This is a genomic window from Paraburkholderia sp. J12, assembly GCF_905220215.1.
In the GTDB taxonomy this organism is placed as follows: domain Bacteria; phylum Pseudomonadota; class Gammaproteobacteria; order Burkholderiales; family Burkholderiaceae; genus Paraburkholderia.
In genome coordinates this window covers 283,426-305,313 of the sequence record NZ_CAJMZC010000004.1, presented here as the reverse complement: position 1 = coordinate 305,313, position 21,888 = coordinate 283,426, and the positions used below count along the sequence as shown (strand labels likewise).

Annotated in this window: 18 protein-coding genes; 5 read left to right on the top strand and 13 right to left on the bottom strand. The window is 67.9% G+C overall.

Translation table 11 applies throughout. The annotated features are described in order from the left end of the window. Positions 1–10 precede the first annotated feature (10 nt). From U5760_RS12435 to U5760_RS12400, 8 genes are all read right to left on the bottom strand, one after another. Positions 11–991, bottom strand: coding sequence for a hypothetical protein (locus tag U5760_RS12435; RefSeq protein WP_322012089.1), 981 nt, complete (start codon positions 989–991; stop codon positions 11–13). A 410-nt stretch (positions 992–1,401) separates the two neighbouring features. Next, the gene (locus U5760_RS12430; protein ID WP_322012088.1) at positions 1,402–1,605 is read right to left on the bottom strand and encodes a hypothetical protein; all 204 of its coding nucleotides are present in this window, start codon (positions 1,603–1,605) and stop codon (positions 1,402–1,404) included. A gap of 296 nt (positions 1,606–1,901) precedes the next feature. After that, on the bottom strand, positions 1,902–2,648 hold the full coding sequence (gene phbB, locus U5760_RS12425; RefSeq protein ID WP_322012087.1) for an acetoacetyl-CoA reductase: 747 nt from the start codon (positions 2,646–2,648) through the stop codon (positions 1,902–1,904). Beyond that, entirely contained in the window at positions 2,638–3,171 is a 534-nt protein-coding gene (locus tag U5760_RS12420; protein WP_322012086.1) for a hypothetical protein, read from the bottom strand. Before U5760_RS12420 ends, phbB begins: the two co-directional genes overlap by 11 nt. 410 nt (positions 3,172–3,581) lie before the next feature. Next, positions 3,582–4,043, bottom strand: coding sequence for a universal stress protein (locus tag U5760_RS12415; RefSeq protein ID WP_322012084.1), 462 nt, complete (start codon positions 4,041–4,043; stop codon positions 3,582–3,584). A gap of 256 nt (positions 4,044–4,299) precedes the next feature. Continuing rightward, entirely contained in the window at positions 4,300–5,286 is a 987-nt protein-coding gene (locus U5760_RS12410) for a zinc-dependent alcohol dehydrogenase family protein (protein ID WP_322012083.1), read from the bottom strand. Between the two features lie 120 nt (positions 5,287–5,406). After that, entirely contained in the window at positions 5,407–6,372 is a 966-nt protein-coding gene (locus U5760_RS12405; protein ID WP_322012082.1) for an acetyltransferase, read from the bottom strand. Positions 6,373–6,569: 197 nt separating this feature from the next. Beyond that, a complete protein-coding gene (locus U5760_RS12400) occupies positions 6,570–6,986 on the bottom strand; it encodes a transposase (protein WP_322012080.1) in 417 nt (138 codons plus the stop codon). 184 nt (positions 6,987–7,170) lie between these two features. Here U5760_RS12400 and U5760_RS12395 point away from each other — a divergent pair, with 184 nt between their 5' ends. Further along, the gene (locus U5760_RS12395; RefSeq protein ID WP_322012079.1) at positions 7,171–7,983 is read left to right on the top strand and encodes a DUF72 domain-containing protein; all 813 of its coding nucleotides are present in this window, start codon (positions 7,171–7,173) and stop codon (positions 7,981–7,983) included. Positions 7,984–8,020: 37 nt separating this feature from the next. On the opposite strand, the gene U5760_RS12390 is transcribed toward U5760_RS12395, so the two are convergent. Then, positions 8,021–8,680 (bottom strand): TetR/AcrR family transcriptional regulator, encoded by a 660-nt coding sequence (locus U5760_RS12390; protein WP_322012078.1) that lies wholly within the window; start codon positions 8,678–8,680, stop codon positions 8,021–8,023. A gap of 128 nt (positions 8,681–8,808) precedes the next feature. Beyond that, positions 8,809–10,302, bottom strand: a complete 1,494-nt coding sequence (locus tag U5760_RS12385) for an RNA polymerase factor sigma-54 (protein WP_322012077.1) — start codon at positions 10,300–10,302, stop codon at positions 8,809–8,811. 342 nt (positions 10,303–10,644) lie between these two features. Between U5760_RS12385 and U5760_RS12380 the strand changes: the two genes are divergently transcribed. Then, positions 10,645–10,992 carry a BON domain-containing protein gene (locus U5760_RS12380; protein WP_322012076.1) on the top strand — a complete coding sequence of 116 codons (348 nt, stop codon included), beginning with the start codon at positions 10,645–10,647 and terminating at the stop codon, positions 10,990–10,992. A 120-nt stretch (positions 10,993–11,112) separates the two neighbouring features. Here U5760_RS12380 and U5760_RS12375 read toward each other — a convergent pair whose 3' ends face one another. Then, positions 11,113–12,159, bottom strand: coding sequence for an aldo/keto reductase (locus tag U5760_RS12375; RefSeq protein WP_322012075.1), 1,047 nt, complete (start codon positions 12,157–12,159; stop codon positions 11,113–11,115). A gap of 200 nt (positions 12,160–12,359) precedes the next feature. Here U5760_RS12375 and U5760_RS12370 point away from each other — a divergent pair, with 200 nt between their 5' ends. Then, positions 12,360–16,907 (top strand): DEAD/DEAH box helicase, encoded by a 4,548-nt coding sequence (locus U5760_RS12370; protein ID WP_415914097.1) that lies wholly within the window; start codon positions 12,360–12,362, stop codon positions 16,905–16,907. A gap of 7 nt (positions 16,908–16,914) precedes the next feature. Here the strand turns inward: U5760_RS12370 and U5760_RS12365 are convergent, their stop codons facing one another. Continuing rightward, positions 16,915–19,125, bottom strand: a complete 2,211-nt coding sequence (locus tag U5760_RS12365) for a heavy metal translocating P-type ATPase (protein ID WP_415914087.1) — start codon at positions 19,123–19,125, stop codon at positions 16,915–16,917. A gap of 81 nt (positions 19,126–19,206) precedes the next feature. Here U5760_RS12365 and U5760_RS12360 point away from each other — a divergent pair, with 81 nt between their 5' ends. Together U5760_RS12360 and U5760_RS12355 are read left to right on the top strand one after the other, a co-directional pair. Continuing rightward, positions 19,207–19,614, top strand: coding sequence for a hypothetical protein (locus tag U5760_RS12360; RefSeq protein ID WP_322012073.1), 408 nt, complete (start codon positions 19,207–19,209; stop codon positions 19,612–19,614). A 37-nt stretch (positions 19,615–19,651) separates the two neighbouring features. After that, the gene (locus U5760_RS12355; RefSeq protein ID WP_322012072.1) at positions 19,652–20,143 is read left to right on the top strand and encodes a Cd(II)/Pb(II)-responsive transcriptional regulator; all 492 of its coding nucleotides are present in this window, start codon (positions 19,652–19,654) and stop codon (positions 20,141–20,143) included. 88 nt (positions 20,144–20,231) lie between these two features. Here U5760_RS12355 and U5760_RS12350 read toward each other — a convergent pair whose 3' ends face one another. Continuing rightward, positions 20,232–21,692: a M20 family metallopeptidase gene (locus U5760_RS12350; protein ID WP_322012070.1), complete on the bottom strand. Its 1,461-nt coding sequence runs from the start codon at positions 21,690–21,692 to the stop codon at positions 20,232–20,234. Between the last annotated feature and the right edge of the window lie 196 nt (positions 21,693–21,888).

The following is a 21,888-nucleotide window of genomic DNA, read 5'->3' as shown; positions in this document are numbered from 1 at the left end:
AGCGCTAACCCTAGAAGCGGTAGCCAATACCGCCCAGGATCACGTCGGTGTCGCGGCTGTAGCGCGTCACCACGCGATTCCATGTCACGCGCGCGGCCCAGTGCTGTGTGAAGCGGTACGACGCCGAGACCGAAACGAGACCTGAGAGTATCCCATCGCCCGTCGGGCGATCGTCGCCATCCTTGCCGTGGTGAATGGCCGCGTAGAGGCCCGCGCCGAAACCGAGCGTGAGCTTGTCGTCGAAGAACGCACGCGTGAGCCACAACTGCGCCGTGCCACCGTCGCGCCGCGCACTCACGCCGTTGCCCTCGTGAAGATAGCCGATCGTCGCATCGACGAAATGCCAGAGCCCGCGGCGATATTCGATCGACTCCGCCGCCGAAGTCTGGGACTGCAGGCTGTTGAGTATCGTCTCGCCCGCCATCAGCGTGATTTCGTTGTGGGTTACGTCGTGCGTGCGCGGCAGCGCCCAGTCGCGCGGGCCAGGCGAGTCCGGTGCATCGAGCTGATAGCCGATGCCGAGCAGCACCGCAGTCGTCGAAGGACCGCTGTCCACCACCACGCGATTCACCTGCAGGTTCGCGGTCATGCGGTTCGAGGCGTACCAGGTCGCCCGCGCGCTGTATACCAGACCCCAACCGTGCGTGTTCGAGTAGCCGAGGCCCTGCGCCGCGGCCTCCGTGTCGAAGTACCGGTAGGGCCCCACACCGAGCGCGAGCACGAAGCGTCGCTGGGCGAGCGGCAGGCGCGCCCAGGCCTGGATCATCTGGCCGTCGCGGTGATGATCGGGAATGTGACCTTCATTGAGCCACGAGATGGTGCCCGCGAAGTACTCGCCGAACCCTTCCGTGTAATCCATCTGCCACGAATAGGTGTGGTCGGGGCCGCTCTTCAGTCCGCCGCCGTAGAGCGCGAATTCCTGTGCGCGCAACGAGCCCGAGCCGACCGAAAGCGCGGCGGCAGCGAGGGCCAATGTCCAGTTTCCCTTCATCGTTTTTCGAAGCCTCTCGATGGAGGCGCGGCGCGCCGCCTGGCCGCGACCTGCCATAGCAGATACCCCGGCGACCTATTCTGCCGGGAATCGCAAAAAATCGTCTCGTAACCGAGCCAGCACAGCTTAGCGTGAAGACGTGTCAGGCGCTGGCTGAACGTTTACATGGCATTACAGACAGACCTGACGCCCGTTCCGCTCAACGCCCCGCCCATATTGCGATTCGCGGTCTCCAACCTATCGATCAGTAATCCTTATTGAAATGAATTGAAAAAAATGCCGCACTTTCGTGCGGCATGGTTTGCGCCAGATAACCCGGGGCTATGCGGGGTTTCATTACGCGTTATCAAGCTATAACGCGCGCAGCGCCGGGTTAAACGGCCTGGCAGGCAATGGCCGCCTCCCCCGCGTTATCCGCCGTCCCCACCCAGCGTGAGTCGCTTCAACAACTCCTGCCCCCGCGACGTGAGCCGCAGTGCCGGATCGCCTTCCAGAGAATCCATCTCGACCAGTTGATATCGCTGCAAGGCAAGAAAATCGGAATCGATCGTCTGTATGGGTGAGCGAGCGTCGCGGATCAACAAAAGTGCTGCAAGTTCGTGATGACTGAGCATTGAATCTCTCCTGTCGGCCGGAAACGAGGGCTCATGCCCCGGCTCCGGTCCCCTGCAAGATGGTTGCTGTTCAGAAATCCCCGTGCCCACCAGCATAGCCGCTCAAACGTACAATTTTGCTACAGCCGTGTTTCTCTGCGTTACGCCTGGATGTGCCCTTAAAAAAACCTTCAAGATTTTCCAGGCGATTGTCCGGGACTTTCCTCACATTTTCGATATCAATCGGATTCCTAAATCTTTCGAAAAACACAAGAAAATGACAAACCTGCCAGATTGAGCGCGCGACGCGGAACGCTTTATTGCATGTGCATTCCGCCGTTGATCGCGATATCGGCGCCGGTGATGAACGCCGCATCGTCCGAGCAGAGAAACGCCACGAGCGCGGCGACCTCGTCCGGCTGCCCGAGCCGCCCGACCGGAATCTGCGGCAGGATGCGCGATTCCATCACGTCCCGCGGAACGGCCTCGACCATCTGCGTGGCGAGGTAGCCCGGCGAAACCGTATTCACGGTGATGCCCTTCTTCGCGAGTTCCAGCGCGAGCGCCTTCGTAAAGCCATGCATCCCCGCTTTCGCCGCGGCGTAGTTGGTCTGCCCGTAGGCACCGCGGGCACCGTTCACCGAACCGATGTTCACGATGCGACCGAAGCCCCGCTCAATCATGCCGGGCACGAAAGGCTTGGTGACGTTGAAGAGCGCATCCAGATCGGTGCGCAGCACGCCGTCCCAGTCGGACTTCGTCATCTTGACGAAGGTGCGGTCGCAGGTGATGCCCGCGTTGTTGACGAGCACATCCACCTGGCCGAATTCGCCCAGTACCTGGTCGGCGACGCGCCGGCACGAGTCGAAGTCCGCAACGTCCATCTCGTACGCGGCGAAACAGCGCCCGGCCGCGCGCTCCGATTCGAGCCAGGCGGGCGCCCGTTCGTTGCCGGCCGAGCGGGACAGCACGACCGTCATGCCCGCGTCGCACAGGCGCCGGCTGATCGCTTCGCCAAGTCCGCCCATGCCGCCCGTCACGAACGCAACGCGCTTAGCGGCCATGTTGCTCTCCGTGTGCCTGGCCGACCGCTTCGTTCGTGGCACCCGGCTTGCCGCGCTCCCCGCCCGGCGCCCCGCTGAAGACCTCGCCCGACACCCCATAAGCACGGCCCACGGCACGCTCGAACGCCGCCATCCATTCGCGCATGGGCAGCGCGGAAGGCGTATTGGTGCCGGGCTGAAGCCCCGAAAGCGAATCGTGCCACTCCTGCGTGAGATCGCGCGCCGTATCGGCCAAGGCGCCCGCGCCGTGCATGGCGGCGGCAACCCCCTCCTGCCAGATCGCAGCGCTCGCGTTGACATAGTCGCGCAGCACCGACTGGCTGGCAGTCGAGAAGTCGCTCCAGTCGCGCGCATCGCGCAGCGTTTCCAGCGTCCCTTCGAGCGCGGCGCGATCTCGGGCCAGACGGCGCTGCTGCAGTTCCAGAACTTGTTCACGCCACTGCTCGCCCTGCGCGAACAGCTTGATCGCGGCCGAAGCGTTGAAGCGGTACGCATCGAATGACGGATTGGAAACGGTAGCCATGTTCTCGGTCCTCTCAATCTCAAGACGGCGTCGCCCGGCACGATGCCGGCCGTTCACCCGGAACGGGTGCGCGGCGGTCGCGACGATGCGCAGCGGATGAAGGTGGCCTGCAAGCCGCGAATGCGGCAGCGCAGTTGTGGCGATCGGGAGCGCGGCACGCCGGGGGCGCGCCGGCTCACTTCATCATCATAGGCAGGAAGATTGGCTGTCGCATGACGGGTGAGCAGCCAGATGCTGATCCACGTCATGTATCAGGAAATGAACGGGCGCGGGCGCCTCCCCGGAAGTCGGGCCCACGCGAGTTCGGTACCCGATTTGCATCACTTTCGTGTGGCGTTCGCGACGGATCGCCACGCCGCACACGAAACGCTTCACGAAATGCGCGGGGGCGAAACGTCCGGCGCCGCGCCTCATGCGGCAGGCGTGTCCTCGCTGCGCACGAGCATGACCGGCCGGTCGGCCTCGCGCAGGTACGATTCGGCCACGCTGCCCAGCAGCAGCCTTTTCATGCCTGAGAGGCCACGCGTTCCCATCACGACGAGATCGACCTCCTCCTCCGCGGCAATCCGGTAGATCACCGCCGCGATTTCCTCGCCGTTCGAATCGGCGGCGCGCGTGCTGCCGTTCACGCCCTCTTGCGCGAACACCGTCCTCGCTTCCTCGAGCGCGGCCGTCGCGGCGTCGTTCTCCGCGGAATGGCGGGTCTGCTCCTCGGCGAATCCCGAGCTGATGTCCACGAGCCGGGCCGGATGCTGCACGACGCACAGCGCCTCGACGTGAGCGCCGGTCGCCCTGGCGATCTTCACGGCCTCGTCGAGCGCGCGGCGGCCGCTGCGGCTGCCGTCGATCGCCACCAGAATCTGCTTGTACATCGTTACCTCCCCGGGCCACGCCCATGATGCGCGGCTACCCTCATGCGCCAGCGCTCGCCCGCACACGGCAGGACCCGGCGCGCGACGGCCAGCCGGCCGTTGCAGGAAGCGCGAACCGTGAAAGCGGCGCGCCATCGCAATACTGTCTCACTATCCTCCTGCATCCGGGTGCGGATTCCAAAGCGCGCCCGTGCGGCGCGTTGCCGCAAAGTGTCGATACAGGCGTGCTCCGCATTCCACATCGCGCGAGACGCGTTCAACGCATCGTCAGCACCGCGGCGCCCGTGAGGCGGCCTTCGCGCAGATCGGCGAGCGCTTCGTTCGCGCGCGCGAGCGGATAAGGCGTGGTATCGATTTCGAGCGTGTGCCGGGCGGCGATCGCCATGAACGCGGCGCCGTCGTCGCGCGTGAGGTTCGCCACGGAGACGATGCTGCGCTCTTCCCATAGCCACGCGTAGGGGAACGCGGGAATGTCGCTCATGTGGATGCCGCCGCAGACCACCTTGCCGCCCTTCGTCACCGCGCGCAGCGCCGCAGGCACGAGCGCGCCGACAGGCGCGAACAGCAACGCGGCGTCGAGCGCCTCGGGGGGTGTTTCGTCGCTGCCGCCCACCCACGCCGCCCCCAGACGCTGTGCGAACTGCTGCGCTGCGGCATCGCCGGGACGGGTAAAGGCGTACACGATGCGGCCCTGATGCCGCGCGATTTGCGCCACGATGTGCGCTGCCGCGCCGAAGCCGTAGATGCCGATGCGCTCGGCATCGCCCGCCATCGCGAGCGTGCGGTAGCCGATCAGGCCGGCGCAGAGAAGCGGCGCCGCAGTGACGTCGCTGTACTGGCGCGGCAAGTGGAAGCAATAGCGGGCGTCGGCGACCGTGCGCTGCGCATAGCCGCCGTCGAGCGTGTAGCCGGTGAAGCCCGGCGTGTCGCACAGGTTTTCGCGGCTGCGCAGGCAGAAGCGGCAATGGCCGCAGGTATGGCCGAGCCACGGCACACCCACGCGGTCGCCGCGCGCGAAACCCTTGACGCCGCGCCCGAGCGCCGCCACCGTTCCGACGATCTCGTGCCCCGGAATTACCGGTTTCTTCGGATGCCGAAGATCGCCGTCGACGACATGAAGATCGGTGCGGCAGACGCCGCACGCGTGCACATCGAGGAGGATTTCGCCCTCGCCCGGTTCCGGGTCGGGCAGATCGACTTCGCGCAGCAACGGACTCGTGCCGTCGAACAACATCGCTCGCATAACCTGGCTCCTGGTGCGGCGTGCCGCGCCCGGAAGCGGGAGCGGCACGCGTATGGGCCGTGATAGCGATCATGTTACGCGGTCGCCGCGCGTACCGCGGCCTGCGTGCCGGCTGAAGCTTCAGTGACCTCGCCCGAACACGCGCGCGAACGCCGTCACGAACACGTCGAGCCGGTCGGACGCGAGGCAGTTGATTCCCGCCGCCCCCACCCGGCCGTTGCCGCCCGGGAAAGAGCGACAAAGTTCGTCCGCGCCGCGCGGGCTCGCGAGCGGCGCGCGCACGCTCACCGCATAGCTGCCGTCCGCGTTCTCGGTCAGCACGGCGTGCGCGCGCGTGGGCTCCTCGTTGGCGAGCGCGTTGCCGAACACGCCCCGCACGCGCCGGGCCCACGGCGCATCGGGCAGCACGACCACGCTGCCGTACTGGAGCGCGATCAGCGGCGTCACCGCCTGCGCGAGCGCGAGATCCGCGTGGCGGCATTCGCCGAGCCGCTGCGCGATCGGCTCGGCGGCGATGAAGTCGAAGGGGTCGGCGTAGGGTTTGAGCGTCTCGTAAAGCGTGTGCGGCGCAACCAGCAGATCCGATACTTCGTCGCCATAGGCGTTGTAGTTGATCGATTCGCCCAGTTCGCGCAGTTGCGCGGACTGCGCTTCATCGAGGCCCGCCTCGCGCGCGAGGGCCGCGGCGGTGCCGCTCAGGTTGTCGCCCCACGCGGCCGCGATTGCCCAGGCGCGATAGCGACCGCGTAGATGGCGGTCGACGAGCACGCTCGTGCAGACCTCCGACGTGGTGTCGATATGGGCGATGAGATTGACCGTCTGCGGCAGATCGCCGGCATAGTGATGGTCGAAGTACTCGACCCGCACGCCCCGGTCGAGCAGTTTCACGAGCGCGTCGCGATTGGAATCGAACGAGATGTCGAGCACCGTCAGCGTGTCGCCCGGCTGTGCCGGAACGCGCGCGACGAGCGCGGTGTCGCGCTTCACGCCGGTGACGAGCGTCGCCTCGAGCGGGCGCGCGAGACGAAGCTGATGCAGCGCGCAGATGCCATCTGCATCGCCGTTGAATACGTCGAAATGCGCCATGTCCTGTCTGGTTATCCGTGCGTCAAACGTGACAGTATCGCGCACGGGGGCCGACAGGACAAAAAGCGCACTTTGCCGCGCCCTGAAAATCGCGAAGAACGAGCGACTGCGAGGCGCGGCATTACGGCGGATGCGACGTTGCGGGGCCGGTTTGCAAAACCGCGGCACGGGTCGGTGCCGCCGCCGTCCGAACCGGATCAGCGCACGACGATGGGCCGCACCACGGGCCAGCGGAGCGTGGAAGCGACCGGGAAACGCGGCTTGCGACCGGCCGGCGCCCGCCAGGCCTGCATGCGCTCGCTCATGGCGGCGCACAGCGCAATGCCTTCGTCGCCGTACAGGATCGACATGGCCTGCTGGACCAGGCCGGCTTCGAACCAGCCCTTGAAGCGCCGGTGGCAGGTGCGAAAATCGGGATACTGGTCGGGCAACGCGGACCAGACCGCGCCGGTCCACAACACCCAGTGGATACCGCCAAACACGGCGCGCGGTTTGTGCGCGGGCCGGCCACGGCGAGGGGCGCCAAGGCGCCCCTCGCGAAACAGCGATTCGACGCTGCGCCACTGCTCGTCGCTCAAGGCCGGGCTGGGGCGAAAGGAAATCGGATGATTCATAGCATTCTCTCTGACATCATCCGACCAAAGTACCGCCCAGGCCGGCGCAAAAATATCAGACGATGACTAAAAACACCGCTCGGCGCCTAAATGTCCCTAGATGCCCCTGCGCCGGGCTGCCGCGCGGCGCAGCGCGCACCGGCACGCTACACTGCCGCTTTCCCATTCGCAGGGGCGCACTCCGATGAAGGCCTCCCCCGCTTCCCGCATTCGCATCGGCATCGGCGGCTGGATCTATCCGGACTGGCGCGGCACGTTTTATCCGGTCGACCTCGTCCAGCGGCGCGAACTCGAATACGCGAGCCGTCATCTCACGACCATCGAGATCAACAGCACCTACTACGGCGCCCAGCGCCCCGAGAGCTTCGCACGCTGGCGAGACGAAACCCCCGACGGCTTCCTGTTCGCCCTGAAGGCGCCGCGCTTCGCGATGAACCGGCGCGTGCTGGCCGAGGCCGGCCCGACGATCGAACGGTTTCTCACGGGAGGCGTATTGCAGCTGGGCGCAAAGCTCGGCCCGATCAACTGGCAGCTCACGCCGGGCAAACGGTTCGATCCCGAGGATTACGCGCGATTTCTGGAACTGCTGCCCACCGAAGCGGAAGGCGTGCCGTTGCGGCACGCGCTGGAGGTGCGCGACACGAGCTTCTGCACACCGGAATTCGTCGAGCTGGCGCGCCGCCACGCAGCGGCAATCGTGGTGTCCGGCGATTCGGACTACGCCCAGATCGCCGATGCGAGCGCGCCGTTCGTCTATGCGCGCATCATGGGAACCCGCGAAAACGAGCGGCTCGGCTATTCCTCAGGAGAACTCGACCAGTGGGCAGAACGCGCCCGCACGTGGGCCGGCGGCGATACGCCCGGCGATCTGGCGACGTTCGGCAAGCCGCTTGCCGCCAAGGCTGGGCGCGATGTGTTCCTGTATGTGATCAGCGGCTACAAGGCGCGCAACCCTGCTGCCGCGATGGCGCTGATCGAGCGGCTGGGCGCTTCTTAACGGCGCCTCATCGCACCCTTAGTGCCCCTCAGCGCCCTTAGCGCCGCTGTTCGGTGCGCCACAGATAGCCGATCACCGCACGCCTCACGCGCGCTTCCAGCGCATCGGCATCGGTCTCGCCGCGCTCGCCCGCCGCATCGACCATGCCATGCACCATCGCGAACACATCGTGCGCAGCGGTTTCGCGGTCGTCCAGTTGAGGCGCATCGCCAAGCCCCAGCGCACGCACCAGCGCCGCATGAATGCGCTCGCCCACGCGCGCATCGCGTTCGTCGAGCGGCAGGCGGCGCTCCTCGAAGTCGAGCACGCGTGCGAGCGCCGGGCGGCGCATCTGGTAGGTCACGGCCGCGTGCACCAGCGCGAGCAGACTGGCCTCGCACGTCGCCGCCCCGGCCGCCGCATCTACGTCCACGAGGAGCGACTCGCTCTCGCGCTCGATAAGCGCGGCCGTCAGCGCGTCGCGATTCGGAAAGTACTGATAGAGGGAGCCGACGCTCACACCGGCGCGCTCGGCGACAGCGTTGGTCGTATAGCCCGGCAGGCCGGACGTTTCGAGGATGCGGGCGGCCGCTTCGAGAATCGCGTCGACGGTAGCCGCCGCGCGCCGCTGCGTGGGTTGCTTGCGCGCGTCGAGCGGGATCGCCCGGCGCGGAATCGTCCGGCGGCGCGGACTGCGTCTCGTCGTACTCGTGGTCATGGTCGTGGACGCCGGTAAGGATATGAGCGATCGCTCACATTCTACACCGGCGTCCGGCTGCGCTGCCCAGCGCGGTCCTTCACGGCCATCGGACGCAAGCGCGCCCCCAAGTGTGCCGAACCGCGCGCTCAAATCTGCCGGCGCATCTCCGCCGCAGGCAGCTTCATCATCTGACGATATTTCGTGACCGTTCGGCGCGCCACCTGCACGCCCTGCTTTTCGAGCTCTTGCGTGAGCACCACGTCCGAGAGCGGATCGCGCGGGTTCTCCGCATCGATCATCTCCTTGATGAGCGCGCGCACCGCCGCCGCCGAGCAGGTGCCGCCCGTGCGCGTCTCCAGTTCGCGCGGGAAGAAGCGCTTGAACTCGAAGATGCCGCGCGGCGTGGCCATATATTTGTTGCCGGTCGCCCGCGAAACGGTGGATTCGTGCAGGCCGAGCTCTTCGGCCACATCGCGCAGCAGCATCGGCCGCAGCGCGATTTCGCCGTACTGGAAGAACGCCTTCTGGCGCGCGACGATGCACTCGCCCACGCGCAGGATGGTCTCGCAGCGCTTGTGCGCGTTGCGGATCAGCCAGCGCGCTTCCTGCAACTGTTGCGCGAGCGGCGAGCGGCTCGTTTCCCCCGAGCGCGCGAACATTTCCGCATAGAGCTGGTGGATGCGCGCACGCGGCTCGATGGCCGGATTGACGCTCACGACCCACTTGCCGCGCACCTGGCGCACGATCACGTCGGGCACGACGTAGCCCCCGTCCGCGCGGCCGTAGTGGTTGCCGGGCTTCGGGTCGAGCCGGCGCACGAGAGCGCAGGCGCCCTGCAACGAGGCCGCGTCGCAGCCCAACTGGCGTTGCAACTCGCCGTTCTCGCGGCGCGCCAGCCGTTCGAGATGCTGCAGGACGATCTGATGCGCGAGATCCCGGTGCGGCGTGTCCTGGGGCATGGCCTCGAGCTGCAAGGCAAGACATTCGGAGAGCGAGCGCGCGCCAATGCCGGGCCTGTCGAGCGTCTGGATCACGCGCAGCGCCACGCGCAGCCGGTCTTCGTCGAGCGCGCTGCCCATGCCCTCGACATCGGCAAGGTCGGCGAGCTCCTGGCGCAGGTAGCCGTCGTCGTCGAGCGCTTCGATCACCACCCGGGCAGCGCCGCGGTCGCGATCGTCGAGCGGAGAGAGGCGCAGCGCCTCGTGCAGTTGCTCGCGCAACGACATCGGCACGCGCACCCAGTCGGCGGCTTCCGATTCGCCGTCGTCCGCGCCGCGGTAGCTCGAAGCGCGCAGCGACCCGGATGCGGGCATGTCGGCGGTATAGGCCGCCGGTTCGGACGTCATCGCGCCGTCGTCCATGGCGCTGTCGCCCATGCTCGCGCCGGCGGGTTCGGCAAGCGATTCGGCCGAGGCATTCGCCGCCACCGAGCCGATGCCGGCCGCCTCGCCTTCGACGGCTTCGGCGGCCTCGCCGTTTTCCGAGGTCGGCGAAGCGTATTCGAGAAACGGATTGGTATCGAGGGCTTCGCGTAGCTCCTGCTGGAACTCCAGCGACGATAGCTGCAGGAGGCGCACCGCCTGCTGCAGGCGCGGCGTCAGGGCAATTTGCTGGCGCGCGTGTAACGCAATGGAAGGCATGGCGGATCCTGTTCGGGATAGAGGAATGTGGACGCCATGACGCAACACTCATGCCAGTTTTTACAACTCCCTGTTTTGAAACAGGATCGGCGCTTGCTCGGGGCGGCCCGGCCCCGTTGACCCCGACCCCGGCAAGGACGTTTTTACAATCGGCCGGAAAATATGCGCGACTCTTCTTCACTCGCTGCGTGGGCTGCCAAAGCGCGCCATCTTCCGCTTGCCGGCGCGTGTTTCGCAGGCTTTGGCACATCACCCGCCGGCTCGATGGCGGGCGTCTTGCGCACTGCGGCACAGCACTTGCGGGACAGCAGCACCGACACAACCAGAAAAGGAGAAGCCACCATGAAGCGCATCCTGACTCTCAAGACCGCAGCCGGTATCGCCTGCATGACCTTCGCCCTCGCCGCCACGGCGCAGACCGACACGAACGGCTCGACCACCCCGGCGGCCAGTTCCGAGACCGTGGGCCAGCACGTTGACGACACAACCATCACGACCAAGGTCAAGGCCGATCTGCTCTCCGCGAACAACGTGAAGTCCACGCACATTCACGTGAAGACGCGCAAGGGCATCGTGTCGCTCACCGGTACCGTGCCGACCGCCGAGGATCGCGACAATGCGAAGCAGGTCGCCGAAAACGTCTCCGGCGTGACCTCGGTGAAGAATCACCTGAAGGTCGTGGCCGAATAGGCCGGGGCCGTGGTTAGATAACGCTTGAGGTTGAATGCCAGGGCGGGCGAGCCTCGCCCTGGCTTACTACGGCATTGCGCGAATCGCGCCTCGCCAGTCAGACTCGCTAATCGGCCTCGATCACTCGCGGTTCGATTCGCGCAACTGCTCGCGGCGCCGGTCGCCCTGGCGCGCCAGCATCCAGCCCGGATACTCGGCGGGCAGCCGGCTCACGTCGTCGAGCACCGCCAGTTCTTCCTCCGAGAGCTTCACCCGGGTGGCGGCCACGTTGTCGTCGAGCTGATCGACGCGCTTCGCGCCGATGATCACCGAGCTCACCACGCGCTGATGCAGCAGCCACGCCAGCGCGATCTGCGCGACCGACACGCCCTTTTTCTCCGCAATCGAGCGCATCGCATCGACGCAGTCCCACGCGCGCTCGCGGTTCACGGGCGGAAAGTCGAAGGTCGTGCGGCGGCTGCCTGCCTCGCCGTCCTTGTCGCGGCCGAACTTGCCGCTCAGAAGGCCGCCTGCCAGCGGGCTCCACACCATCAGCCCCAGCCCTTCGCTCTGCAGCATCGGCACGAGTTCGCGCTCGAGGTCGCGGCCCGCGATCGTGTAATAGGCCTGCAGCGAATCGAAGCGCGCGAGCCCGTGCTGCTGCGCGATGCCGAGCGCCTTGACGATCTGCCACGCCGCCCAGTTCGACACGCCCACATAGCGCACATGGCCTTGCTGCACGAGCGTATCGAGCGCGCGCACGGTTTCTTCGATCGGCGTGACCGGGTCGAATCCGTGGATCTGGTACAGGTCGACGTGATCGAGCTGCAGGCGCTTCAGGCTCGCCTTGATGCCGTCCATGATGTGATAGCGCGTGGCGCCGCTCTGATTGGGCGCTTCGCCCATCTGCCCGAACACCTTCGTCGCGACCACCACCTGGTCGCGCGCAATCTTGAGGTTCTTCAGCGCCTGGCCGGTGATCTGCTCGGATACGCCCTGGGAGTAGACGTCGGCGGTGTCGATGAAATTGATCCCGGCATCGATGGCGCGGCCGATCAGTTTTTCGGCTTCGGCTTGCTGCAGGTCGCCGATCTGGTGCCAGATACCGTCGCCGCCGCCGAAGGTCATCGTGCCGAGGCACAGTTCCGAAACGAACAGGCCGGTGCGGCCGAGTGGGTTGTATCGCATGGTGATGACTCCGTCTTGAGAACAGGGGAACGACAACCCGGCGAGAATACTGCGCGCCGCGCGCGCGTGCAGAAAACCGTCCCGGGCTGGCCGCCGCATGCAATCGCGTACGAAAACTGCGAGACTGGTGCATGCGCACGCTGGACAACCCGCTGAACAACCCGCTGGACAACCGCGTAAGCGCCCTCATCTATGCGCGCATGACATCGTTCTCTTCCGCATCCGCGAATGCCGAAACCGCCGCTGGGGCCGGCCCCGAAGCCGTCGCCGCGGACGATCCGCTCGCGCGCTTTCATCCCGCCGTCGCGGCCTGGTTCCGGCGCAGCTTCGCCGGCCCCACCGCCGCCCAGTGCGCCGCCTGGCCGCTGATCGCCAGTGGGCGCGCGACGCTCGTAGCCGCGCCCACCGGCTCCGGCAAGACGCTCACGGCCTTTCTCGCCGCGCTCGACGAACTGGTGCGCGAAGGGCTCGAAAACGGCGGCGCGCTGCCGGACGCGACGCTCGTGATCTACGTCTCGCCGCTGAAGGCGCTCTCGAACGACATCCGCCTGAACCTCGAGCGCCCGCTCGAAGGCATTGCGCAAGAGCTGGTCCGGCTCGGCCTGCCGCCCGTGGAGATCCGCAGCGCCGTGCGCACGGGCGACACCCCGCAGCCCGAACGCACCGCGCTGCGCAAGCGCGCGCCCCACCTCCTCGTGACCACGCCCGAATCGCTCTATGTGCTGCTCGGCTCGGCCTCGGGGCGGCGCATGCTCGCGACGGCGCGCAGCGTGATCGTCGATGAAATTCATGCCCTGGCGGGCAACAAGCGCGGCTGCCATCTCGCGCTGAGCCTCGAGCGGCTCGACGCGCTGTGCGGCCGGCGCCTGCTGCGCATCGGGCTCTCGGCGACGCAAAAGCCGATCGACAGCGTGGCCCGTTTTCTGGTGGGCATGGGCGACGACCCGCATACGCCGCCCGCGTGCGAGATCGTCGATGTGGGCCACGCCCGCGCGCGCGACCTCGCCGTCGAACTGCCCCCGGTGCCGCTCGAAGCGGTGATGGCCAACGACGTGTGGGAGCGCGTCTACGACCGCATGGCCGAACTCGTGGTGCAGCACCGCACGACGCTCGTGTTCGTGAACACCCGCCGCATGGCCGAGCGCGTGGCACGCCACCTCACGGACCGGCTCGGCGCTGAAGCGGTGGCGGCGCACCACGGCAGCCTCGCGCGCGAGCATCGCTTCGACGCCGAACAGCGCCTGAAGCGCGGCGAGTTGCGCGTGCTCGTGGCAACGGCGTCGCTCGAACTCGGCATCGATATCGGCGACGTCGATCTGGTCTGCCAGATCGGCTCGCCCCGCTCGATCGCGGCCTTTCTGCAGCGCGTGGGCCGCTCGGGTCACCAGGTCGGCGGCACGCCCAAGGGGCGGCTTTTCCCGACGTCGCGCGACGACCTCATCGAATGCGCCGCGTTGCTCGACTGCGTGCGGCGCGGCGAACTCGACCGGCTTGCCGTGCCGCACGCGCCGCTCGACGTGCTCGCGCAGCAGATCGTCGCCGAGGCGGCCTGCGAGGATTGGCACGAAGACGCGCTTTTCGCGCTCGTGCGGCGCGCCACGCCCTGGGCAGCGCTCGAACGCGCCCAGTTCGACGCGGTGCTGCGCATGCTCGCCGAGGGTTATACGAGCCGGCACGGACCGCGCGCGGCATATCTGCATCGCGATGCCGTGCACGGCGTGCTGCGCGGCCGGCGCGGCGCGCAACTCGTGGCGCTGACCTCGGGCGGCACGATTCCCGATAACGCCGACTACGCCGTGCTGCTGGAGCCGCAGGCCATCCAGATCGGCACGGTCAACGAAGACTTCGCTGTGGAGAGCCTGGCTGGCGACGTGTTCCAGCTCGGCAATGCGTCGTACCGGATCCTGCGGGTCGAGGCGGGGCGGGTGCGCGTGGAAGACGCGCAAGGGCAGCCGCCGAACATCCCGTTCTGGCTCGGCGAGGCGCCCGGCCGCAGCGACGAGCTTTCGTTCGCCATTGGGCGGTTGAGAGCGCATGCGGAGCGACTCCTTTCTGCTGAACCTGTACCCCTTGATCTTGCAGACAAAGAAGGTCCGGTGGCGCCGAGCCCGCCAGAAGTCGAGCGCCCGGCGGGACTGACTGTTAGTTACATTTTGATCGCCGAAAATGCCCGGACTGGCGCGCCCGTTTCCCCCGCCGTCGAACGTGTCTGTGACTGGCTCACGGCCACGATCGGCCTCGACGAAGCGGCCGCGCGCCAGATCGCCGAGCACCTCGCCCGCGCCTACGCCGCCCTCACCGCCTTGCCGACCCACGACACGCTGGTGATGGAACGCTTCTTCGACGAATCGGGCGGCACGCAACTCGTGATCCATTCGCCGTACGGCAGCCGCATCAACCGCGCGTGGGGCCTCGCGCTGCGCAAGCGCTTTTGCCGCCAGTTCAACTTCGAGCTGCAGGCCGCCGCGACCGAGGACGCCATCATCCTCTCGCTCACCGGCGCGCACAGCTTCGCGCTGGACGAGGTCTGGCGCTACCTGCATTCGAATACGGCCGGGCATCTGCTCGTGCAGGCCCTGCTCGACGCGCCGCTCTTCGGCGTGCGCTGGCGCTGGAACGCCACCACGGCGCTCGCGCTGCCGCGCCAGACGGGCGGGCGCAAGACACCCCCGCAAATCCAGCGCATGCGCAGCGAGGACCTGCTCGCGGCCGTCTTCCCCGATCAGGTGGCCTGCGTGGAAAACCTCGCGGGCGAGCGCGAGATCCCGCGCCATCCGCTCGTCGATCAGACGCTCGACGACTGCCTGCACGATGCGATGGATACCGAAGGCTGGCTCGCGCTCCTCAAGCGCATCGAGGGGCGCGAGGTCCGGCTCGTGGCGCGCGATCTCAACGCGCCCTCGCCGCTTGCCGCCGAGATCCTCACGGCGCGCCCCTACGCCTTCCTCGACGACGCCCCGATCGAAGAGCGCCGCACCCAGGCCGTGCTGAGCCGGCGCCTGCGCGACCCGGAATCGGCGGACGATCTGGGCGCGCTCGACGCCGAAGCGATCGCCGGTGTACGCGAAGAAGCCTGGCCGCAGGCACGCGATGCCGATGAGATGCACGATGCGCTCATGACGCTCGGGTGCATCTCTCAAAACGAGGCGCAACGCGAGCCGGGCTGGCCCGGCTGGCTGCACGAACTGGCGCAGGCGGGCCGCGCGACGCGCTTGCCCATTGCGGCCAACGAAACCGAAGACGACGCGCTCTGGGTCGCCGCCGAACGCCTGAACTGCGTGTGTGCGGTCTATCCGCAGGCGCGCTGCGAGCCGCCGTTGCAGGCGCCGCCCGGCTACGACGAGCACTGGACCGAAGAAGCCGCGCTGGTCGAACTGCTGCGCGCCCGGCTTTCCGGATTCGGGCCGCTCACGGTCGCGCAGGTGGCGCGGCCGCTCGCGCTGGAAGCGAGCGTCGCCGCGCAGGCACTCACGGCCCTGGAAGCGCAAGGCTCGGTCATGCGCGGCCGCTTCACGCCGGGCGCGCGCGAAGAAGAGTGGTGCGAGCGCCATCTGCTCGCGCGCATCCATCGCTACACCGTGCGCAAGCTGCGGCGCGAGATCGAACCGGTGGAGCGTCACGACTTCATGCGCTTCCTGTTCGAATGGCAGCACGTCGCGGCACGCGGCTCGGGGCGCGACGCGCTCGCCGACGTGATCGGCCAGATGGAAGGCTGGGAGGCTTCGGCACTGGCGTGGGAGGAGGAAATCCTGCCTGCTCGCATCGACGACTTCACGCCGATGCTACTCGACGATCTCTGCCGCTCGGGACGTCTCGCGTGGGGCCGCCTGCCGTCGCGCACGGCCACGGGGTCGACGGTGCGCAGCACGCCGGTCGTGCTCCTGCCGCGGCGCGAACTCGCACGCTGGACCGCGCTCGTCGATGCCCCCGACCCCGCCGGCTTGCCGCCCCGCACGCAGCGGGTCTATGACGCCCTGCTGCGGCACGGCGCGATGTTCTTCGACGAACTGGCTGCCGATGCCCATCTGCTCGGCGTCGAACTGGAGAATGCGCTGGGCGAACTCGTGGCCGCGGGCCTCGTGAATGCCGATAGCTTCGCGGGCCTGCGCGCGCTCGTGAAGCCGGCGGCAAAGCGCAACGCGCATGCGGGCCGCAGGCGGCCGCGCGGCTTTGGACCGCTCGTGGGCGGGATGGCCGACGCGGGACGCTGGGCCGTCTTGAGACGCATCGAGGCGCCCGTCGAAGAAACCACCGCGAACGCAACGGCGCCACGCCGCCCGGGCGCCGATCCCGAACTGCTCGAACACGTCGCCAACGTGCTGCTGCGCCGCTACGGCGTCGTGTGCTGGCAACTGCTGATCCGCGAGGCGTCGTGGCTGCCGCCCTGGCGCGATCTGCTGCGCGTGCTGCAGCGCATGGAAGCGCGCGGCCACGTGCGCGGCGGACGCTTCGTCACCGGCCTGTCGGGAGAACAGTTCGCGCTGCCCGAGGCCGTGGCGCTCCTGCGCGAGGTCCGCCGGCGCGGGCCGGGCGAGGGAGTGCTCATGTGCGTCTCGGCCACCGATCCGCTCAATCTGGCCGGCACGCTGCTGCCCGGCGAAAAAGTGCCTGCCGTGGCGGGCAACCGGCTCGTGTTCCGCGACGGCGTGCCGGCCGCCACGCTCGTCGCCGGACGCTTCGCATTCCTTGGCAATTTCGACGAAGCGACGCGAGCCGCGCTGCAGGCGCGGCTCGCACGTCCGTATTGAACCGGCCTCAGCGGCCCTTCGCGAAATGCCCGCGCACGCGCAAGCCGTTCGCGACGACGAGCAGGCTCGCGCCCATGTCCGCGAACACGGCCATCCAGAGCGTGGCGTCGCCCGCCAGCGCGAGCGCGAGAAACACCACCTTGATGCCGAGCGCGAGAGCAATGTTCTGCGTGAGCACGCCCGCCACCTTGCGGCTCAGGCCGATGAAGGCGGCGATCTTGCGCGGATCGTCGTCCATGATCGCGACGTCGGCGGTTTCGAGCGCCGTGGCCGTGCCTGCCGCGCCCATGGCAAAGCCGATATCGGCGCGGGCGAGCGCCGGTGCGTCGTTGACACCGTCACCGACCATGGCCGTCATGCCACGCTGCGCCGCCAGCGCTGCCACCGCGTCCTGCTTGTCCTGCGGCAGCAGATCGCCGCGCGCGTCGTCGATGCCGAGCGGGCCCGCAATCGCGCGCGCCGTGGCCGGATTGTCGCCCGTGAGCATCACGGTCTTCACGCCCAGCTTCTTCAGCGCGCGCACCGCCGCCTCGCTCTCGGGCCGCGCGGTATCCGCCACGGCGAACACGGCGACCGGCTCCTGCGGCGAGCACAGCACGATGGCCGTCTTGCCCGCGCCTTCGAGCGTGGCGAGCGTGCTTTCGAGCTCCGTCGAGCACAGGCCCAGCTCCTCCACGAGACGATGGTTGCCGAGATGCCAGAACGGACCTTCGCGGTCCGGACCGTCGATGCGCGCCTTCACGCCGCGGCCGTTGAGCACGGCGAAGTCGTCGATGCGCACCAGCGCGTCGCCCGGCTGACGCGCGCGCCAGCCCGACACGATCGCGCGGGCGACCGGGTGGGTGCTCGACTCGTCGAGGCTCGCGGCAATGTTGAGCGCGTCTTCGATGGGCATCGCGTTGAGCGCGATCGCATCGGTGAGCACGGGCTCGCCGCGCGTGAGCGTGCCGGTCTTGTCGAACGCGACGACCTTCAGCAGACGGCCGCGTTCGAGCCACACGCCGCCCTTCACCAGCATGCCGTGACGCGCGGCGGCCGCGAGACCGCTCACCACCGTCACGGGCGTGGCAACCACGAGTGCGCACGGACACGCGATCACGAGCAGCACGAGCGCCTTGTAGAGCCAGTCGGACCAACTGCCGCCGAATACGAGGGGACCGCCCACGGCGATCAGCACGGCGAGCGCGACCACGGCCGGCGTGTAGAAACGCGCGAACTGGTCGACGAAACGCTGGGTGGGCGCGCGCTGCGCCTGCGCTTCCTGCACGGCCGCCGCGATGCGCGCGAGCGTGCTGTCGCCGGCCGCGGCGGTCACGACGGCTTCCACCACGCCATCGACGGCGATACTGCCCGCGTAGAGCGTATCGCCCACGGCTTTGTCGACGGGGAGGCTTTCTCCGGTGATGGGCGCCTGGTCGAGCGCCGCGCGGCCGTCCACCACGCGCGCGTCGAGCGGCACGCGCGTACCGGTGCGCACGCGAATCCGGCTGCCGATCGCCACCTCGCCCACCGCGCGGGTGAGCCACTGTCCGGCGCTGCGCGGCGCATCGGCCGCGGCCCGGGCGCTTTCGCCTTGCCAGACTTCGGCGGTATCGGGCGCGAGCGCCGTAAGTGCGCGGATGGCCTGGCGCGCGCGTTCGAGCGAGAGCGCCTCGATCTCCTCCGCCAGCGCGAACAGGAACACGACCATCGCCACTTCGGGCCACTTGCCGATGGCCACGGCACCGACCACCGCCAGCGACATCAGGAAATAGATGTTGATCGTGAAGTTCTTGAGCGCGATCCAGCCTTTGCGCAACGTCGGCAGGCCCGCGCACAGGAGCGAAACGACCGCGCAGGCGAGCACCGGCAGCGCGGCGTCCTGCCCCGTGGTCCAGGCAAGCACCTCGGCCAGCACGGCCGCGACGCCGCTGACCGCGAGCAGCAGTTTCTGGCGCACCGCGAGACGCGGAGCTTCGGGAGCGGCGACAGCAGGGGAGGACTCGTCGAGAACGCGCGGCGCCATGTCGAGGGCCTTCAACGCGACGACGAGCACTTCCGTGTCGTCGAGACGGTGATGAACCGTCAACTCGCGCGAAAGCAGGTTGAAGTCAAGACGCACGACGCCCGGCATCGGCTCGATGCGGTTGCGGATCAGCCGCTCCTCGGTCGGGCAGTCCATATTGTCGATGCGATAGCGCGCGCGCCGCGTGCCGTCCGGCGCGGGCGGCGGCGGCACGGCCGGTGCGGCGGCGCGGTCGTGACCGTGGCAGCAGGCGTGGGCCAGGGGGTCGGCGTGGTTGTGTGCCTCGCTGTGGCCATGATCGTGACCGTGGCTGTGGTCATGCCCATGGTCGTGCGCGTGATCGTGCCCACAGCCCTCCTGCGTGCCGTCGCTCGTCTCGATCACGGCGACATCGGAGCCAGCGTCGTGGTCGCACGCGTGGTCATGATCGTGCGCATGATCCGCGCCATGGCCTTGCGCCTGCCGACGGTCCGCCCCCGAATCCGTTCCATGATCGTGAGCGCAACCGCCAGCACACTGGCCACCCGGCGCCGCATGCGCCATCGCGTCGGCCTCGGCCCGCGCCGCCGCACCGCCGGACGGCTCTCCCGCCTGTCCGTCGAGACGCGCCCGATATCGCTGCCCTGCGACAAACCGCAACTTGAAAGCCATGACCATGGCCGTTACCTCCCAAAAGTGACACAATCATTGAACAGCCTGTAGCGGCTACAGGGTCAAGCCATTTTTGGGAGCCACGAGCATGAGGATTGGAGAGCTGGCGCGCCTCGCTCACTGCGATGTCGAAACGGTGCGCTTTTACGAGCGCGAGGGATTGCTGGACGAGCCCGCCCGGGAAACCAACGGCTATCGCAGCTATGCGGCCGCGCACGTCGCCCAGCTGAATTTCATCCGCCACTGCCGCTCGCTGGGCATTGGACTCGCGGACATCCGCATGCTGCGGCGTTTCCAGGTGGATCCGAGCCAGCCCTGCGACGAAGTGAACCAGCTCATCGACTGCCAGATCGAGCGCATCCATCTGCAGATCGAGTCGATGCGCATGCTGGAGCAGCAGTTACGCACGCTGCGCGATACCTGCCACGCGCACGACCAGCGCAGCAGCGAATGCGGGATCATGAAGAATCTGGAGCAGCCGATGGACGAGGAGGCCTGCTCCTGTCACGCGGAGTCCCACCCGCACGCCGGCGAGGACACGCCGCAGCAGGCCGGGCGCGCGCCGGCAGCCCACCCATAAGGATTGGAGCGCCGGCCAGAAGCCAGAAGATCGATGCAATGACACGGGCCGCCCCGACACGGGGCGCCCGTTTGATGACAAGCCCTCTTCAGGGCGCGGCGGCGATCACTTCGGCCACGGTGGCCGTGAGCTTCTTCGCGTAGGGCACGTGGAGGAACTCGTTCGGGCCATGCGCATTCGACTTCGGTCCGAGCACGCCGCACACCATGAACTGCGACTTCGGGAAGCCTGCCTGCAGCACGTTCATCAGCGGGATCGTGCCGCCCTGCCCCAGATACGCGCAGTCGGCGCCGTAATGCGTGCGCGAAGCGGCATTGAGCGCATCGGTCAGCCACGGCGCGAGTTCGGGCGCGCTCCAGCCGTTCGCCGCGGCGGCATCGGGCTTGAACGTGACCTTCGCGTTATAGGGCGGATCGAACTCCAGCAGCGCCTTCAGTTCGGCCACGGCCTTCGACGCCTCCACGAGCGGCGGCAACCGCAGCGACAGCTTGAACGCCGTGCGCGGCCGCAGCACGTTGCCGGCGTCGGCAAGCGCGGGCAAGCCCGCCGCACCCGTCACGGAGAGCGAAGGCCGCCACGTCGAATCGAGCAGCGCCTGCTCCGGATCGGTCGTCGTCGGCAATACGCGGCGACCGTCCTGACCGCACGCCCAGGGCATGGTCTTCCACACGCTGTCACCGAGAATCTTCGCCGTCGCCTCGGCTTCCGCCAGGCGCTGGTGCGGAATCGCGCAATGGAAGCCTTTGGGCAGCAGCGTGCCGCTCGCGGCGTCTTCCAGACGCTCGAAGAGCTGGCGCATCACGCGGAAGCTCGACGGCGCAATACCGCCATACGATCCGGAATGGATCCCTTCCTCGAGCACCTCCACTTCCAGATCGCCGGCGACGAGACCGCGCAGCGACGTGGTGAGCCAGAGCTGATCGTAATTGCCCGCGCCCGAATCGAGGCAGACGACGAGGCCGACTTTGCCGAGCCTCTCGCGCAAAGCATCCACGTACGGCAGCAGATCGTAGCTGCCCGATTCCTCGCAGGTTTCGATCAACCCGACGCAACGCGGCCGCTCGATGCCCTGAGCGTCGAGTGCCGCCAGTGCCGTGACGCTCGCGTAGATCGCATAGCCGTCGTCGGCACCGCCGCGGCCATAGAGCCGGCCGTCTTCGAGCTTGGGCGTCCACGGCCCGAGGTCGTTGCGCCAGCCGGCGAATTCCGGCTGCTTGTCGAGGTGGCCGTACAGCACCACCGTTTCCTCGCTGCCCGAACGCGTGGCCGGGGCTTCAAAGAAGATCACGGGCGTGCGGCCGGCGAGGCGCACGATCTCCAGTTTCAGGCCGCGCACCGGCTGTTGTTCGGCCCATTGCGCCGCGTCGTGCACCACGCGTTCGAGATAGCCGTGCTTCGCCCAGTCGGGGTCGAAGGCCGGGCTCTTGGCGGGCACCGCGATGTAGTCGGTGAGCGCCGGGACGATCTCGTCGTTCCATTTGCGCTCGACGAACGCGCGCAGCGCGTCGTGATCGAGCTGCCGGGTGTCCTGGGTCGAATCGGAAATCATGGTGGGAGCCCCTGCGATGAAAAGCCAGATGATAGACCCGTTCCCCCGTCTGCCGATATTCCTCGGGACGATGGAGAACAGTCGGTGATGTGCCATTGAGCCTGCGAAGCCCGGCAGCCAGCCGGGGATATTCGGCGCACTGACCGATTTGGGGCGACAATACGCCATTGCGCTATCGTACGGCGCCCACTCTTTG

Excerpts from the sequence above, each read along its gene's own strand:
- U5760_RS12395 (WP_322012079.1), top strand. The coding sequence starts at position 7,171 with ATGAAGGCCTCCCCCGCTTCCCGCATTCGCATCGGCATCGGCGGCTGG.
- U5760_RS12370 (WP_415914097.1), top strand. The coding sequence starts at position 12,360 with ATGACATCGTTCTCTTCCGCATCCGCGAATGCCGAAACCGCCGCTGGG.
- U5760_RS12385 (WP_322012077.1), bottom strand. The coding sequence starts at position 10,302 with ATGCCTTCCATTGCGTTACACGCGCGCCAGCAAATTGCCCTGACGCCG.
- U5760_RS12360 (WP_322012073.1), top strand. The coding sequence starts at position 19,207 with ATGATCGTGACCGTGGCTGTGGTCATGCCCATGGTCGTGCGCGTGATC.
- U5760_RS12430 (WP_322012088.1), bottom strand. The coding sequence starts at position 1,605 with ATGCTCAGTCATCACGAACTTGCAGCACTTTTGTTGATCCGCGACGCT.
- U5760_RS12390 (WP_322012078.1), bottom strand. The coding sequence starts at position 8,680 with ATGACCACGAGTACGACGAGACGCAGTCCGCGCCGCCGGACGATTCCG.
- U5760_RS12400 (WP_322012080.1), bottom strand. The coding sequence starts at position 6,986 with ATGAATCATCCGATTTCCTTTCGCCCCAGCCCGGCCTTGAGCGACGAG.
- U5760_RS12410 (WP_322012083.1), bottom strand. The coding sequence starts at position 5,286 with ATGCGAGCGATGTTGTTCGACGGCACGAGTCCGTTGCTGCGCGAAGTC.
- U5760_RS12375 (WP_322012075.1), bottom strand. The coding sequence starts at position 12,159 with ATGCGATACAACCCACTCGGCCGCACCGGCCTGTTCGTTTCGGAACTG.
- U5760_RS12405 (WP_322012082.1), bottom strand. The coding sequence starts at position 6,372 with ATGGCGCATTTCGACGTATTCAACGGCGATGCAGATGGCATCTGCGCG.
- U5760_RS12435 (WP_322012089.1), bottom strand. The coding sequence starts at position 991 with ATGAAGGGAAACTGGACATTGGCCCTCGCTGCCGCCGCGCTTTCGGTC.
- phbB (WP_322012087.1), bottom strand. The coding sequence starts at position 2,648 with ATGGCCGCTAAGCGCGTTGCGTTCGTGACGGGCGGCATGGGCGGACTT.
- U5760_RS12415 (WP_322012084.1), bottom strand. The coding sequence starts at position 4,043 with ATGTACAAGCAGATTCTGGTGGCGATCGACGGCAGCCGCAGCGGCCGC.
- U5760_RS12355 (WP_322012072.1), top strand. The coding sequence starts at position 19,652 with ATGAGGATTGGAGAGCTGGCGCGCCTCGCTCACTGCGATGTCGAAACG.
- U5760_RS12350 (WP_322012070.1), bottom strand. The coding sequence starts at position 21,692 with ATGATTTCCGATTCGACCCAGGACACCCGGCAGCTCGATCACGACGCG.
- U5760_RS12380 (WP_322012076.1), top strand. The coding sequence starts at position 10,645 with ATGAAGCGCATCCTGACTCTCAAGACCGCAGCCGGTATCGCCTGCATG.
- U5760_RS12420 (WP_322012086.1), bottom strand. The coding sequence starts at position 3,171 with ATGGCTACCGTTTCCAATCCGTCATTCGATGCGTACCGCTTCAACGCT.